16 protein-coding genes and 1 tRNA gene are annotated in these 14,722 nt (G+C 67.6%); 9 read left to right on the top strand and 8 right to left on the bottom strand.

Annotation, left to right across the window (positions count from 1 at the left end; all coding sequences use genetic code 11):
- Positions 1-73 precede the first annotated feature (73 nt).
- The 3 genes from BMZ69_RS05485 to BMZ69_RS05475 form a co-directional block, all read right to left on the bottom strand.
- The gene (locus BMZ69_RS05485) at positions 74-736 is read right to left on the bottom strand and encodes a glutathione S-transferase family protein (RefSeq protein WP_092155562.1); all 663 of its coding nucleotides are present in this window, start codon (positions 734-736) and stop codon (positions 74-76) included.
- A gap of 172 nt (positions 737-908) precedes the next feature.
- Positions 909-2,066, bottom strand: a complete 1,158-nt coding sequence (locus BMZ69_RS05480) for an acyl-CoA dehydrogenase family protein (RefSeq protein WP_092155561.1) — start codon at positions 2,064-2,066, stop codon at positions 909-911.
- Between the two features lie 126 nt (positions 2,067-2,192).
- Positions 2,193-2,504, bottom strand: a complete 312-nt coding sequence (locus BMZ69_RS05475; protein WP_175506673.1) for a diguanylate cyclase domain-containing protein — start codon at positions 2,502-2,504, stop codon at positions 2,193-2,195.
- Between the two features lie 199 nt (positions 2,505-2,703).
- On the opposite strand from BMZ69_RS05475, the gene BMZ69_RS05470 reads away from it, so the two are divergent.
- Positions 2,704-3,207 carry a GNAT family N-acetyltransferase gene (locus BMZ69_RS05470; protein ID WP_092155559.1) on the top strand — a complete coding sequence of 168 codons (504 nt, stop codon included), beginning with the start codon at positions 2,704-2,706 and terminating at the stop codon, positions 3,205-3,207.
- Between the two features lie 109 nt (positions 3,208-3,316).
- Here the strand turns inward: BMZ69_RS05470 and BMZ69_RS05465 are convergent, their stop codons facing one another.
- Complete coding sequence (locus BMZ69_RS05465; protein ID WP_092155558.1) at positions 3,317-6,316, bottom strand: PAS domain-containing sensor histidine kinase; 3,000 nt, start codon at positions 6,314-6,316, stop codon at positions 3,317-3,319.
- A gap of 256 nt (positions 6,317-6,572) precedes the next feature.
- On the opposite strand from BMZ69_RS05465, the gene BMZ69_RS05460 reads away from it, so the two are divergent.
- From BMZ69_RS05460 to BMZ69_RS05435, 6 genes are all read left to right on the top strand, one after another.
- Positions 6,573-6,968 (top strand): phasin, encoded by a 396-nt coding sequence (locus BMZ69_RS05460; RefSeq protein WP_092155557.1) that lies wholly within the window; start codon positions 6,573-6,575, stop codon positions 6,966-6,968.
- 160 nt (positions 6,969-7,128) lie between these two features.
- Complete coding sequence (locus tag BMZ69_RS32345) at positions 7,129-8,049, top strand: hypothetical protein (protein WP_092155556.1); 921 nt, start codon at positions 7,129-7,131, stop codon at positions 8,047-8,049.
- Between the two features lie 127 nt (positions 8,050-8,176).
- Positions 8,177-8,253 (top strand) — tRNA-His (locus BMZ69_RS05450).
- A 99-nt stretch (positions 8,254-8,352) separates the two neighbouring features.
- Positions 8,353-8,757 (top strand): RidA family protein, encoded by a 405-nt coding sequence (locus BMZ69_RS05445; protein ID WP_092155555.1) that lies wholly within the window; start codon positions 8,353-8,355, stop codon positions 8,755-8,757.
- Positions 8,758-8,938: 181 nt separating this feature from the next.
- A complete protein-coding gene (locus tag BMZ69_RS05440) occupies positions 8,939-9,367 on the top strand; it encodes an Hsp20 family protein (protein WP_092155554.1) in 429 nt (142 codons plus the stop codon).
- A 109-nt stretch (positions 9,368-9,476) separates the two neighbouring features.
- Positions 9,477-9,731: a BQ00720 family protein gene (locus tag BMZ69_RS05435; protein ID WP_092155553.1), complete on the top strand. Its 255-nt coding sequence runs from the start codon at positions 9,477-9,479 to the stop codon at positions 9,729-9,731.
- A 10-nt stretch (positions 9,732-9,741) separates the two neighbouring features.
- Here the strand turns inward: BMZ69_RS05435 and BMZ69_RS05430 are convergent, their stop codons facing one another.
- Positions 9,742-10,524 carry an alpha/beta hydrolase gene (locus BMZ69_RS05430; RefSeq protein WP_092155828.1) on the bottom strand — a complete coding sequence of 261 codons (783 nt, stop codon included), beginning with the start codon at positions 10,522-10,524 and terminating at the stop codon, positions 9,742-9,744.
- A gap of 127 nt (positions 10,525-10,651) precedes the next feature.
- Here BMZ69_RS05430 and BMZ69_RS05425 point away from each other — a divergent pair, with 127 nt between their 5' ends.
- A complete protein-coding gene (locus BMZ69_RS05425; RefSeq protein ID WP_175506667.1) occupies positions 10,652-11,875 on the top strand; it encodes a glycosyltransferase family 4 protein in 1,224 nt (407 codons plus the stop codon).
- An 87-nt stretch (positions 11,876-11,962) separates the two neighbouring features.
- The gene (gene infC / locus BMZ69_RS05420; RefSeq protein ID WP_092155826.1) at positions 11,963-12,505 is read left to right on the top strand and encodes a translation initiation factor IF-3; all 543 of its coding nucleotides are present in this window, start codon (positions 11,963-11,965) and stop codon (positions 12,503-12,505) included.
- Between the two features lie 99 nt (positions 12,506-12,604).
- On the opposite strand, the gene BMZ69_RS05415 is transcribed toward infC, so the two are convergent.
- From BMZ69_RS05415 to BMZ69_RS05405, 3 genes are all read right to left on the bottom strand, one after another.
- Positions 12,605-12,898, bottom strand: coding sequence for a GYD domain-containing protein (locus BMZ69_RS05415; RefSeq protein ID WP_092155552.1), 294 nt, complete (start codon positions 12,896-12,898; stop codon positions 12,605-12,607).
- Between the two features lie 144 nt (positions 12,899-13,042).
- Positions 13,043-13,675, bottom strand: a complete 633-nt coding sequence (locus BMZ69_RS05410) for an aspartate/glutamate racemase family protein (protein ID WP_092155551.1) — start codon at positions 13,673-13,675, stop codon at positions 13,043-13,045.
- The gene (locus BMZ69_RS05405; protein ID WP_092155550.1) at positions 13,675-14,697 is read right to left on the bottom strand and encodes an amino acid ABC transporter substrate-binding protein; all 1,023 of its coding nucleotides are present in this window, start codon (positions 14,695-14,697) and stop codon (positions 13,675-13,677) included. Before BMZ69_RS05405 ends, BMZ69_RS05410 begins: the two co-directional genes overlap by 1 nt.
- Positions 14,698-14,722: the final 25 nt, after the last annotated feature.

Raw genomic sequence — 14,722 nt, 5'->3', positions numbered from 1 at the left:
CTCTGGCGCGGGTCATCCTGCGTCAGTAGGCGGCCGGGGCAGGCCCGGCCACCCGATTTCCGTGAGGCCTGCCTCAGGCGGGCTCGGCCTCGCGCGCCGCCCACATCGCCTTGAAGGCCGGGCGCTGATGCAGCTTGTCGAGCCAGGCCTTGACGTTCGGGGCGGCGTCGAAGAGCTGCGTCGCCGGCTTGGCGTAGCGGATGACCTCGGCGGTGTTGATGTCGGCGACAGTGAAGCGCCCGCCCATGACATAGCCGCCGCCCTCTGCCAGCGTCTTGTCGAGCACGGCGAACGGCGTGGCGAGTGCTGCCAGCGCCGCGCTGACGAGGGCCGGATCGCGCTTCTCCGGCGGATAGGCGGCGAGGTGGTAGGTCAGGTTGAGCGCATGCGTCTCGCATTCGGTCGCGGCCCAGAGTGCCCACATCGCCGCGAGCCCTTCCTCCTGCACGTCCTTCGGCGCGACCGGTCCGCCATGCTTGCGGGCGAGATAAAGGTTGATCGCCAGCGACTCGTGCAGGACGAAGCCGTCGTCGTCGATCGAGGGGATATGGCCGTTCGGATTGACCTCGAGGAACTCGGCGCTGCGCGTATGCATCGGCGCATCGGCCGCCTTCGGGTCAGGCACGCGATAGACCTGGAGCACCGGCACATGCTTGAAGGTGAGGCCGAGCTCGTTGGCAAGCCAGACATTGCGCGTCGCGCGCGAGCGATAGCAGCCATAGATGGTCAGGGACATGGGCAGGATTCCGGCGAGCGGGAAGGGGCTCCGAATCCGGCGGATGCGGAGAAGAAAATTCTATAGCATCGGGCCGAAAAGTGGAATCCACTTTTCGGACAAATCCGATGCGATAACAACGTGCTAGATCATCGTTACCGCGTCCGTTCAGACGCGCGATGATCTAGGAAGCTCAGCCGAGCTGGCGCAAGGTCTCGCGGGCGATGATCAGGCGCTGGATCTCGGAGGTGCCCTCGTAGATCCGGGTGATGCGGGCATCGCGCGCATAGCGCTCGACCGGGAAGTCGCGGCAATAGCCGGCGCCGCCATGGATCTGGATTGCCGCGTCGGTGCAGCGATGCGCTGCTTCCGAGGCGAAGAGCTTGGCCATCGAGGCCTCCTTGGCGAAGGGCTCGCCGCGATCCTTCTTCGCGGCGGCGTCGAGGATGAGCAGCCGCGCCGCGTGCAGGTCGAGCTCGCGATCGGCAATCAGCCACTGCAGGCCCTGGAACTCCGAGATCGCCTGGCCGAACTGCTTGCGCTCGCGCGCATAGGATTTTGCGGCATCCATCGCGGCCCGGGCGATGCCGAGCGAGACCGAGGCGACGCCGATGCGCCCGCCGGCGAGCTCGCCGACCGCGACCCGGAAGCCGTCATTCTCCTTGCCCATCAGATTGGCTGCCGGCACGCGCGCGCCGTCGAAATGGATGGTGTTGGTCGCCGAGCCGGTCTGGCCCATCTTCTTCTCTGCCTTGCCGACGCTGACGCCTGGCGTATTGGCAGGCACCAGGAAGACCGAGATGCCCTTGCCCTTGGGCAGGTCGGGATTGGTCACGCCCCAGACCACGAAGAGCCCGGCGTATTCGCCGGAGGTGATGTAGATCTTCTCGCCGTTGAGCACATAGTCGTCGCCATCGCGCCGGGCGCGCAGCTTCATGCCGGCTGGGTCGGAGCCCGCTCCGGCCTCGGTCAGGCAGAAGGCGCCGGCCGGGTAGGTGCCGTCGGCGAGCTTGGGCAGATGGTCCGCCTGCTGCCGCGAGGTGCCGACCGCCTGGATCACCTCGCCGACCATGTTGGTGACCGAGGTGGTGACCGCGGTCGAGGCGCAGGCGGCCGCGAGTTCCTCCAGCGCCAGCGCGAAGGCGACGGTGCCGGCTTCCGTGCCGCCGAAGCCGGCCTGGATGTTGAGCGCCATGAAGCCGTTTTCGGCGAGCAGCTTCAGATTGGCGAGGAACTCGCTGCGTCCCTCGCCGCGGTCGAGCCGTTCTGCCAGCGGCGCCAGCCGCTCGCCGGCGAGCTTGCGTGCGCTCTCGCGGATGAGCTCTTCCTCCTCGGTCAGGGCAAAATGCATGGCGGCCGGCTCACACTGGGACAGGAAGGCGAACTCTAGAGCCTGCGCCGCTGGCCGCCAATGCGCGGCTTCGCTCGTCGCGCGGTGCGTAGGCGGGCTGTCCTGGCGGTCCGCTGCGGCTGCCGCTCAGGCGGCGGTGCGCGCGACGACGCGGGCGCGGCCGGTCGCTTTGGCCTCATAATGCGCCTGCTCCGCCTCCTCGACCAGATCAAGCCGATTCCCGCCAGCCGATGCCATCGCGGCGACGCCGAAGCTCGCAGTCACGTTCAGCGCGGCGCCGGTGTCGAGCGTCAAAGGCGAGACGAGGAGGGCGTTGCGCAGGCGCTCGGCGATCAGGCCCGGGTTTGCTGTCGGGTCGACATGAGCGTTACCGGCACGAGATCGACGCTCGCCGGCCATGTGCGGAAGCGCGCCGGCGTCGCGGAGCTGCCCAGACAATGCACCTGGTCGCCCGGGAGGCGCTGCTGCGCGCGGCATCTCGGAAGACGTGCAATACTTTTCCTTTAGAATCCGCTTCAGCCAGACTGTTCCGGCGCAATATGGCTTCGATCCCGGCTATGCCATGCCGGAGGCTTGCTCTCGTCGAGGGGCCGCGCTCGTTGCATCCGGCCAGCATAATTTTTGCTAGGCAATGCGAATGGAAATCCTGACCGATCGGCTCTCGCTGCGCCCTACGAGGCCCTCCGACGTCCCGGCGCTCTTCGCTGTTCTCGGCGATAAACAGGCGATGCGGCACACGGCTCATTTCGAGACGTTGCGCGCCTGCCGCCGCCACGTCGCCGGGCATGAATGGCAGCGCCGCCGGCTAGGCTATGCGCCTTGGACGATCAGAAGCCTTGCGGACGGAACGATCCTGGGTTGGGGAGGTCTTTTCGAAGATCCGTTCGATCCGGGCTGGGGCGTCGAGCTCGGCTACTGGTTCGCGCCCTCGGCCTGGGGCAGGGGCTATGCGAGCGAGCTGGCGGCGGCGAGCGTCGCCGAAGCGAGCGACCGGCTCCGTCTACCAGAGTTGAGGGCCTTCGCCCGCCCCGAGAACCTCGGCTCTTGCCGTGTTCTCGAGAAGGCCGGCTTCATCCGCCAGCGCTATGTGCCGGAGTTGGAGCGTCACCTCTATCGGCACGCACTCGCCAGACAAGTCTGAGCAATTCCCGTCATTGCGAGGAGCGAAGCGGCGAAGCAATCCAGCAGCGGCAGCGCCTTACGTCCTCCTGGATTGCTTCGCTTACGCTCGCAATGACGGCGGAGGCCGCTCAGCTCGCCAGCACCCGCTGCGGTGGGAAGGTGACCTCTACCAGCGTGCCTTCCTTCTTGACGCTGGTGATGGTCAGCGCCGCCCGGTTGGCTTCGACCAGCGCCTTGGTCAGCGGCAGACCGAGGCCGGTGCCGCCGGACCGGCGCGTCGTCGGCACCTGGCGGAAGGGCTCCAGCGCCAGCTTGATCTCGTCGTCGTCCATGCCGATGCCGGTGTCGCGGACCCGCAGGATTGCCTCGCCCTGGTCGCCGAGCGCGGTCGAGACGATCACCTGTCCGCCGGCATCGGTGAACTTCACCGCATTGGAGAGCAGGTTGATCACGATCTGGCGCAGTGAGCGCTCATCGGCGACGACCGGCGGCAGCTTCGGCGCGAGCCCCGAGCGCAGCACGACGCGGCCGCGCTGCGCTTCCGGCTGCAACAGGTTCACGGCTGAGAGCGCGATGTCGTTGAGGTTGACGCTGCCGAAGTCGAGGTCGAGCTTGCCGGCCTCGATCTTGGCGAGGTCGAGCAGGTCGTTGACCAGGCTGATGACGTAGCCGCCGGACTGGTGGATGTCGCGCAGATATTCCTTGTAGCGCTCGTTCTCGATCGGGCCGAAGCGCTCCTCCGCCATCACCTCGGCGAAGCCGATGATGGCGTTGAGCGGCGTCCGGATCTCGTGGCTGATCTTGGCGAGCACGTCGGATTTCTGGGCGCTCGCTTTCTCCGCCGCCTTGCGCGCCTCGACCAGCTCGCCCTCGGTCTTCTTCCAGGCGGTGATGTCGCGCAGCACCGCACAGAACTTGCTGTCCGGCCCCTCGGCGATGCGGCCCATGGTCATGAACAGCGGGATGCGCCCGCCCTGGCGCACGCGGCCGACGACCTCGCGGCCATCGTTCATCAGCGAGGCGACGCCGCCGCCGATCAGCCCATCCAAATAGTCGAGCGCTGGCGAATGGCTTTCCGGCGCGAAGAGCAGGGTGAAGAGCTCGCCGGCGACCTCGCGCTGGTCGTAGCCGAACAGCGCCTCGGCGCTCTTGTTGAGCGCGAGGATGCGCCCGCGCCCATCGACGGTGACGACGCCGTCGGTCGCGGTGTCGAGCATGGCGGCGAGCTCGGAAACGCGCGATTCGTTGGCCTGCCCCTCCAGTCGCAGCTGCTCGACGCGGGCAGCAGCCTCTTCCTCTTCCGCCGCGAATTCGGCTGCGAGCTCCTGCTCCTCGGCTTCTTCGGGCGTCAGCATCTTGAGGTCGCCGCCCGGCACGCTGTTACGGAAGGCCATCAGCGTCGCGGGCTCGCCCTGCCAGCTCACGCTGGAGAGCCGGCCGTCGACGCTGATCAGCCCGCCCTTGCGGTCGACCAGGATCATCGCCCCTTCGCTGCTGCGGCTCACGCCCTTGATCAACCTGCTGACGCCGCCGGCCGCCGAGAGGTCATCGAGATCGGCATAGTCCAGCAGGTCGAGCAAAGTGCGGTTGGCATAGAGCGCCGTCTCGTCGCGGTTGACGAGAACGGCGATCGGCAGCCGGTCCAGGATCTCGGCATGGGCGTTGGCGACGCGCAGGCGCGGCTCGGGCGTGGCAGCGGGCGCCGGCGGAGCGGTTGTCGCGGTAGCTGAGACGGCCGGCTCCGTTTTCGTGTCGCCCTTGTCCTTGTCACGGACGCGCAGCGGCGTCGCCGCGGGCAGGCGTGGTTCGCCGGGCTCGTCCTCTTCGCCGGCGATGCGGGCGCCGAGCGCCTTGGCGATCTCGCGGAAGGCGCTGCGCTCGGCCGAGGAGAGCAGGGTCTTGGACGGTTCGAGCACCGGCCGCACGGCTGCCAGATGGCCGTTGCGCAGCGGTACGACATTGGCCGGCGGAGCTTCGGCAGCGGGCGGTGGCTCGCTGGCCACGGGGGTCTCGTCGTCCGTTTCGGTGCCTGCCGCCGGGGTCGCCTCGTTCGAGGTCGCGGGCTCGATTTCGGCGTCGCCTGCTTCGGCCGGCGCAGCGGGCTCGGCCGGCTCTTCGCCCTCGTCGCCACGAGTCGCGGCTTCGACGGGCTCGGCAGGTTCGGCTTCGACGACATCGGCTTCGGCGCGCTCCGCCGAAGGCTCATCCGTGATGATGGAGCTTGCGATTGCGGCGTCTTGAGTCGCGACCTCCGGAGCGACCGGGGCAGCGTCCTCCTTCGGAGGCTCCCGCTCTGGAAACGCCTCGTCGAGGGGCGAGCGGGCCAGGCCGAAGCCGCGGAAGCCGGCGGGATTGCGCTCGCCATCGAACAGCGGAAAGCCCGAAAGTTCGACGCGGGCGCCTTCACCGGGGCGGACCCGCCACAGCACGGCGCGGTTGCTCCAGGTCGAAGAGGTCGCGAGGCGCGTCGCCAGGTCGCCGTCGAGGTCGACGACGTCGCTGGCCAGCAAGGCGGACCAGCTGCGGCCTTGCGTTGCGTTCGCCGCGGTTTCGCCGACCAGCGCGGCAAAGTCCTGCGACAGGCTGACCAGCGTTCCGTCGAGATCGCTTTCCCACAGGAAGCGCAGATTGGCGCGGCGTAGCTGCCCAAGCGATTCGGCCGCGTTCGCCGCTTCCGCCGGGGCCGGCGCGACCACATTCGAAAGGGCGGTGGCTGATCCGGCGGGCGTGCGCGCCTGTTCCTTCGGCACGGTGATGCCAAGACGCCGCAGCTCCGAAGCGGTGACGCCGATGGCCAGCGCCGGGCCGGAGCCTGTCTCGACGCGCTTGCAGCCGCAGGTCACGAGCCCGGTCAGGGATGCGCCGAGCCGCAATCTTTCGAGCCTCAGCGCGGTCGGCGAGGCAAGTCCGCCGGCGAGCAGACGCAAGCGTTCGCGCGTCGCCGTCGGCAGCTTCGCCGCGCCGCCGAAGGCGTCGAGCAGGGCCCGGCCGCCGGCATTGGCGAAGGCCGGCGCATCGCCGCCAGCGGGCCAGAGCAGCAGCGCGCCTTCGCCGGCGAAGCCCGCGAGTGCAGGATCCTGCGCCAGCGCGCCGGCAAGGCCGTCCCAATCCTGTCCGGATTCGCTCATCCCGCTCCGCTCATCTGCTGGCGACTCCAGCCCGCGCGAATATGCCTAACAAATCTTTAATAACCGCGCGAGGAGCGTGAATCCATGTGGGAACCCGGCCTCTCCCCTGACGTTTCCAAACAGCGTTAATATGGCCTGCGCCCTCCTTCGCCGGAGTGGCGTTGTCATTGCACTGCAATAATGATATTGCAGTGCACAATAGCGGCGTGACGTCGGAGACGGCGAAGGCGCTGGACCCGGTCGCAGGAGGACCACCATGGACGGCAAGCTTCCCTACGAAGTTCCCACCGAAATGCGCGAATTCGCCGAGAAGAGCGTTGATCAGGCCCGCAAGGCTTTCGACGGTTTCATCGGTGCCGCCCAGAAGGCTGTCGACAGCGCCCACGGCTCGGCCGAGTCGGCCCGCGTCAACGTCCAGGACATGACCAAGAAGGCGATGTCCTACGCCGAGAACAACATCGCCGCCGCGTTCGATCTCGCCGACAAGCTGGTCAAGTCGAAGGACATGAACGAGGTGCTCCAGCACCAGTCCGAGTTCCTCAAGGCCCAGATGGCCGCGCTGCAGACGCAGCTCAAGGATGTCGGCACCAGCGTGCAGGACGCCGCCAAGAAGGCCGCCGAGACCGCCGCCAAGGCGACCAAGCTGAAGTGAGGCCTTGAGCGCCCGCGGGCGCCGAGCGGGCTTTCACGACCAAGAGGCCGGGCTGCTGCATGGCTCCGTGACTGGGTGAAGATGCCCCGTCGGATCGTGCTCGCGCCCGGTTTCGTCGATCGCGCAGGTTCGCCTGCCGGAACCGTGAAGGAGAAATCCGATGGCTAAGCAGACTATCCCCGGCAAGGCGCCGATCAGCCTCGCACCGGTCAAGGCGCTGAGCGAGCCGCAGCCGGCCGCAGCCGCCATGCCCGCCAAGGCTCTCGAGTCCAAGCCCGTGGACGCCAAGCCTTTGGACGCCAAGCCCGTCGCCGACGTGAAGCCTGTTGCCGCCCCGATCGCGGCTGCGCCTGTCGCCAAGGTCGAGGCCAAGCCCGCTGCCGTCGTGGCTGCTGCCCCCAAGCCCGCCGTTTCCGTGCCGGCCGCCGCCCCGCAGCTTGTCGCGCAGCCGGTGGTGGTGAAGCCTGCCGTTGTCGCCGCGCCGGCAGCAAAGCCCGCCGCGACGATCGCTGTCGAACCGGCCAAGCGCGTCGCTCCGCAGAAGACGAAGATCGCCAAGCCGGCCGCCAAGGTCGCAGCTCCTGTCGCGAAGATCGAAACCGCCAAGGCCGCGGCTGCGAAGCCCGCTGCCGCGCCGGTCGAGGCCAAGACCGTTGCTGCCAAGGTCGAGCCGGTTGCGGTGAAGTCGGTAGCTCCTGCTGCGGCCAAGCCTGCTCCCGCTCCGGTCAAGCTTGTCGAGGCTCCCAAGCCGGTCGTGACGCCTGTCGCTGCTGCGCCCGTTGCCGCCAAGCCGGTCGAGGCGCCGAAGCCGTTTGCCGTTCCCACCTTCTCGGCCTCCACCTGGCTCGAGCCGACCCTGGCGCTGACGCGTGCCTTTGGCGCCGTCCAGGCCAAGGTGCTCGACCATGCCTGCGCCGAGCTGAAGGCGACGCTCAGCGAGGTCGAGACGCTGGCGCGCACGCAGAGCGCCGCCGACGCCGTCGCGCTCCAGGCCAAGGCCTTCCGTCGCAGCTACGAATCCTTCGCCGCCCATCTCGGCGATCTCGCCGCGACGGCCCGCCAGGAGCTGCCGCGCCGCTGATTTTGCAAGCCGGCGCGGTTTTCCACGCGCCGGCCCGTATTTGCCGTTGCATTCGGCGGGGCGTGGCACTAGGTTCCGCGCCGTCGCCGGACCGCTTCCAGGCGCCGCGACATCAGGCGCAAGCCGTGCAGCCATAGCTCAGTTGGTTAGAGCGCTAGATTGTGGATCTAGAGGTCCCCCGTTCAAGCCGGGGTGGCTGTACCATCTTTCTCTTCCATTCCGGTCCTTCCCGAGATTGCGCGTGTGCCCCGCGCTGGCCTAGCTTGCCGCGCGGCGCCGCGCCGCGTGCCTAGGGAGCCCGCCATGCCCAGCAAGATCGACCTCATCAACCCTGCCTCGCTCTCGCCGCCGACCGGCTATTCGCATGTCGCCATCGTCACGGCCGGCAAGCAGATCCATGTCTCCGGCCAGGTCGCCTATGACCCGATGGGCAAGGTGGTCGGGGAGGGCGACATCGCCGCCCAGGCCGAGCAGGTCTACACCAATCTCGCCGCGGCATTGGCCGCCGCCGGGACCGATTTCACCAAGGTGTTCAAGCTGGTGACCTATGTCGTCGACCTCTCGACCGAGAAGGCGGTCGCCGTCCGCAAAGTGCGGATGAAATATCTCGGCGACGGCCCTTCCCCGGCGAGCACCATGGTCGGCGTCACCGCACTCGTCGATCCGCGCCTGCTGATCGAGATCGAGGCGATCGCGGCTCTCGATTGACGTGTCGCGACCTGTCCTCTTCCCCACAAGGGGGGAGGGCTCCGCGCCTCACCGCAGGGACTTGCGGCAGGCTGCGCCACTCGCCATATCCCACTCACGCGGTTGGGTTCGCCTTTCGCGTTCGGGGTGCTGCACAAGCGGGCTCCGGTAGTTCCAGAGGCGCCTTTCAAAGGGCTTCGTGATGACGCGTCCGCCTAGCCTGTCGCATCCCTTCCTGCTCGGTTTCGACGATATCGAGCGGGCCCTCGACCGGGTCGCCAAAGGCGCCGGCGATGGCTATCCGCCCTACAATATCGAGCGCATGCCGCGCACGGAGGACGAGCCCGACAAGCTCAGGATCACGCTCGCGGTGGCGGGGTTCTCGCGCGAGCAGCTCGAGATCACGCTGGAAGAGAACCAGCTCACCATTCGCGGCCGGCAGATCGACGACAAGACGCGTCACTTTCTGCATCGCGGCATCGCCGCGCGGCAGTTCCAGCGCTCCTTCCTGCTCGCCGACGGCATGCAGGTCCTGGGGGCTGATCTCTCGAACGGGCTGCTCGCGATCGATCTGGCCCGTCCGGAACCGGAACGGCTCGTCCGGCGTATCGATATCATGAGCCGCGACTAGGCCCCTGAGGGCTACAGAAGGTCGGTACGAGGGGGCATGCGGTTTGCCTTCCGTTCATGATCAAGGATGCACAATCAAACCGCCTCGCACTGCTCTGAAGGAGGGCGCGATGACCGAGACCAGAAACAACCCTCTGACCACCGCCGAATTCGCCGCGCTCGGCAACGGCCAGGTCGCCTATCTCAAGCCGATCATGTCGGATGAGCTGGCCCGCATTTTTCCGCAGGCGCCCGAGATCGAGCCCGGCCTGCAGCTCTTCGCGCTGCTGGCGGCCGACGGCGCTCCGATCCTGGTGACCGATTCCCGCGAGGCCGCGACGGCCAACGCCTGGGAGCACGATCTCCGGATGGTCAGCCTGCACTGACCCGAATTGTCTATGTCGTCGTGGGCGCGATGCCCTCGACGGCGGCAACGAGGCGCGCGATGTCCTCCGGCGTCGACAGGCGATGGTCGCCGTCCTTGATCAGGGTCAGCACGACCGGATCGTGCGGCAGATGCTCGACCAGCTTCAGCGCCTGGCCATAGGGCACGTCGGGATCCTTCATTCCCTGCAGGATATGGACGGGGCAGCCGGTCTCGATCGGATGCCCGAACAGGAGATGGCGTCTGCCGTCCTCGATCAGCGCCCGCGTGATCGGCATCGGCTCCGGCGAGTATTCCGACGGCCGCTGCCAGACCCCCTCCCGGGTGATCGTCTCGCGGATCGCTTCCGGCATCTGCGCCCACATCAACTCTTCTGTGAAGTCGATGGCCGGCGCGATCAGCACGAGGCCGGCCGGCTGCAAGTGTGGCGCCGTCTTGCGCAGCTTCAGCGTCGTCAGCAACGCAACCCAACCGCCCATGGAGGAACCCACTAGGACGGCGGGACCTTGGGTGTGGGCGGCGAGGACAGCCTGGGCATCCTCGATCCAATGCGACATCGTCCACTGCGCGAACTGGCCGCTCGATTCGCCATGGCCGGCATAGTCGAAGCGGATGAAGGCGCGCCCGGTGCGCTCGGCCCAGGCGGCGAGTGCCTCCGCCTTGGTGGCGCGCATGTCCGAGCGCAGGCCGCCGAGCCAGACCACCGGCGGGCCCTTGCCGGCCTGCGCCAGCACCGCGATCTCGCGGCGTTCGCTACCGGTGCCGACGCTCAGAAATTGCGGCTGCGGCCTCATCACCCTATTCTCTCCTGTGGTGAACCGGGCGAAAGCAGGGATCGCGTGCTGCAATCCCGCCCGATTTAGTGATCATCACGAACCCGATAGCATCGGCGAGTCGCCAAGCAGAAGGCCCTTTCGAGCAGTGAACACCTCCTTGCGTTCCGGCGCGCAACTCTCCCTGCCGTCGACCGAGACGCATCCGCTGGCTGGGCGCACCGTGCTGCAGATCATCCCGGAACTGGAGGCCGGTGGCGCGGAACGCACTGCGGTCGACATCGCCGCCGGGCTGACCGAGGTCGGCGCGCGGGCGCTGGTCGCGACCGAGGGCGGGCGGCTCGTCGCCGAGCTGCAGGCCAAGGGCGGCATCTGGCTGCCGTTCCCGGCCGCGGCCAAAAACCCGGTCTCGATGCTGCTCAACGTGCGCACCTTCGCGCTGCTGTGCAAGCGCGAGCGGGTCGATCTCGTCCATGCCCGCTCGCGGGCGCCGGCCTGGGTCGCGCTGGCGGCGACGCGGGCGCTGAAGCTGCCCTTCGTCACCACCTATCACGGCTCCTACAACGCCCGCTCGACGGTGAAGAACCTCTACAATTCGGTGATGGCGCGCAGCGACGTCGTCATCGCCAATTCCGGCTACACCGCCGACCTGATCCGGGCCCGCCATCCCTTCGCCCGCGAGCGCATCCGCGTCGTCCATCGCGGCACGGATTTTTCGGCCTTCGCGCCGGCGGCTGTGAACCCGGAACGGATCAGCGCCCTGCGCAGCGCCTGGGGCGTCGAGCCGCATCAGCGCATCGTGCTGCTGCCCGGCCGGCTCACCGGCTGGAAGGGCCAGAAGGTGCTGATCGAGGCGGCGCGCCAATTGCGCGATGCCGGCGATGAGGACACCGCCTTCATCCTTGCCGGCGACGCCCAAGGCCGCGACGGCTATGTGCGCGAGCTGGATGAGGCCATCGCCAGGGGCACGCTCGAAGGCCGGGTCCGCCGCGTCGGCCATTGCTCGGACATGCCGGCTGCCTTCCTGGCGGCTGCGGTCGTCGCCGTGCCCTCGACCGAGCCTGAGGCCTTCGGCCGCGTCGCGGTGGAGGCGCAGGCCATGGGCACGCCGGTCGTCGTGTCCAATCTCGGCGCCGTACCGGAAACGGTGCTGGCACCGCCCCAGGTCGCGCCGCAGGAACGCTCCGGCTGGCATGTGCCGCCCGACGATGCGGCGGCGCTTGCCGAGGCCCTGCGCGAGGCGCTCGCGCTGCGGCCCTCCGCCCGCGACGCGCTGGCGCGACGGGCCCGCCTGCATGTCGAGCGCCATTTCTCGCTGGCCTCGATGGTCAACGACACACTCGATGTCTATTGCGCCCTGCTGGGGCGCTGAAATCGTCTGATCCATTGACAACGCTTCACGTTGTGCAATGTGTCTCACCAACGGCGCGATGCGCGCCATTCACAGGAGAATAAAGCCATTCGTCGTCCCTTCCGTGCCGCACCAGCCCCCGTCAAGGACGGTCCTCGCGCCAACCGTGACATTCGTGGCGTCCGCGACGTCCAGCTCATCGACGATACCGGCGCCAACCGTGGCGTGGTGTCGTTCTTCGAGGCGCTCAAGATTGCCGAGGATGCCGGACTCGACCTGGTCGAGATCGCCCCCAATTCTGTGCCGCCTGTCTGCAAAATTCTCGATTATGGCCGCTTCCGCTTTCTCGAGCAGAAGAAGGCGTCCGAGGCGCGCAAGAAGCAGCGCACCATCGAGATCAAGGAAATCAAGCTTCGTCCCGGCATCGACAAGCACGACTACGACGTGAAGATGAAGGCGATGCACGGCTTCTTCGAGGAAGGCGACAAGGTGAAGGTCACCCTGCGCTTCCGCGGCCGCGAGATGGCGCACCAGGACCTCGGCGTGAAGGTGCTGGAACGCGTCAAGGCCGATACGGTCGAGGTCGCCAAGGTCGAGAGCGACTGGCAGCTCGAAGGCCGCCAGATGGTGATGGTGCTCGCGCCGAGGTAAGGCGCGAGGCCTGCGCGCCACGCTTAGTGGCGTCGCATTCGGATCTGCCTTTCACTAAGCCCGGCCATCTCGGCCGGGCTTTGTCATGTCGGTGACGCCCTAGCTGACGGATCGGATGATCTCGCGATAGGCCGCTTCCGGGAAGGCCTTGAGCGTTTCCGTACGGACATTGCCGAGCATGGCCAGCTGCAGGCAGAAGCGCGCCTGCACGGCATCATCCGGCGCCTCCCCGATCACGACCATGTCGTATTTGCCCATGGTCATGAAGAAGGCTCTGAACTCGCCGCCCATCTCTTTCAGCGCCTGCTTGGCCGCATCGAGACGGGCGGGCGAATCCTTGAGGTTGCGTGCGCCCTGGTCGGTCCAGTTGAGCAGCATGATGTAGGTCGTCATCGCGCCTCTCCCCGAAAGGCCCGGCCTTTCGTCGGAAGCTGCCTACGGCGGCCCGCTTGTCGCCGCGCGGTTCCGGATGGCCGTTGAACCATCCGCCGGGCCTGTCCCGCCAATCTAGCATGACGGGACAGTGTCAGGCAGGGCCTAACGGCCGAGCAGGCGCTTCAGCTTGCGCACCGCGCTATCCGGCGTCGTCAGCAGCGGCTTACCCGTTGCGGCTGCGACCGCTGGGGCCGCCCGCGCCAGGCTGAACTGCGCCAGCGCGATCGCGTCGCACTCGGCCAGGTCGCGCGCCGCCGACGCCGCCAGCCGGTCGTGCTCGGCTCCGTCGCCGTGATCGAGCGCGGCGAGCGCGCCTTCGGCGAGCTTCGGCGTGACGGTCAACGATCCCGGAAATTCCGGCGGCATCGATTGCAGCGTCGGCCCGAAGCTCGCGAGAAGGCCGATCCTGCCGCCGATCGCCATGGCTTCCTCGATCATTGCCTCGTTCGGCTTCAGCACGGGGAGCGGAGACAGCGCGTGCTGCACCGCCTCGATGCAAGGACCGAAGGCCGAGCAGGTGAAGAGGATGCCGTCGGCGCCGGTGGCCCGCGCATAGCTGGCGAGGCTGAGGAAACGCCCGGTCATCGCCTCGGTGATCCGCCCGTCGCGGGAAAGGTCGGCCGAGAGGCTGTCGTCGAGCAGGTTCATCAGCGTGGCCTCAGGCCACAGCCGTGCGAACGCCGCCTCGATCGGAGGCGGCGAGTGACGCAGCGCATGGATCAGCGCGATCCGCATCAGCGGATCGGGTGCGGATATTGCAGGCCGCCCTTCGAGGCGAGGTCGTTCAGCCCGCGCTTCAGCTGAAGCTTCGAGCCGCCGCCGACATTGCGCTCGAAGCTCTCGCCGTAATTGCCGATATGCTTGATCACGCGATAGGCCCAGTCATTGGTCAGGCCGAGGCCTTCGCCGAACTTGCCCTCGACGCCGAGCAGCCGCTTGATCTCGGGATTCCCGGATTTCAGCTGCTCGTCGACATTGGCCTTGGTCACGCCGAGCTCCTCGGCGTTGAGCATGGCGTAGTGCACCCATTTCACCAGCGCGAGCCAGCTCTCGTCGCCACGCTTCACCGCCGGGCCGAGCGGCTCGCGCGAGATCAGCGTCGGCAGGATGACAAAATCGTCGGGCTTCGAGAACTTCAGCCGCTCGGCGGCGAGGCCCGAGGTGTCGGTGGTGAAGGCGTCGCAGCGCCCGGCTTCGAGAGCCTTCACGCCTTCCTCGTTGGTGGCGAAGCCGATGATCTCGTATTTCAGTTTGTTGGCGCGGAAGAAGTCGGCGAGGTTGAGCTCGGTCGTCGTTCCCTGCGTCACGCAGATCGAGGCGCCGTCGAGCCCCTTCGCCTCGGTCACTCCCAGCGACTTGCGCACCATGAAGCCCTGGCCGTCGAAATAGTTGATGATCGGCCAGGACATGCCGGCCGAGGTGTCGCGCGACATCGTATAGGTGGCGTTGCGGGCGAGCATGTCGACCTCGCCCGACTGCACTACGACGAAGCGCATCTGCGGCGTCGTCGGTACGAACTTGACCTTGTTCGGGTCGTTGAAGATCGCCGAGGCGACGGCACGGCAGAGGTCGATGTCGAGCCCGTCCCAGCGCCCGTCCGGCCCCTGGAGGCCGAAGCCGGGCAAAGCGATGTGGTTGCCGCAGATGAGTTCGCCGCGCGCCTTGACGCGCTCGAGCGTGCCGGTCTGGGCTGTCGCTGCACCGGCGAAGCCGAGCGTGGCGAGCCCGGCGAGGACGAAATGTTTCAGTTGTTTCATGCTGGTTCCCCTGTCGTGGAAGCAC

Source organism: Allobosea sp. CRIB-10, from assembly GCF_900112185.1.
In the GTDB taxonomy this organism is placed as follows: domain Bacteria; phylum Pseudomonadota; class Alphaproteobacteria; order Rhizobiales; family Beijerinckiaceae; genus Allobosea.
The sequence above is the reverse complement of the archived record's forward strand: the minus strand, read 5'-3'. Positions and strand labels throughout refer to the sequence as shown.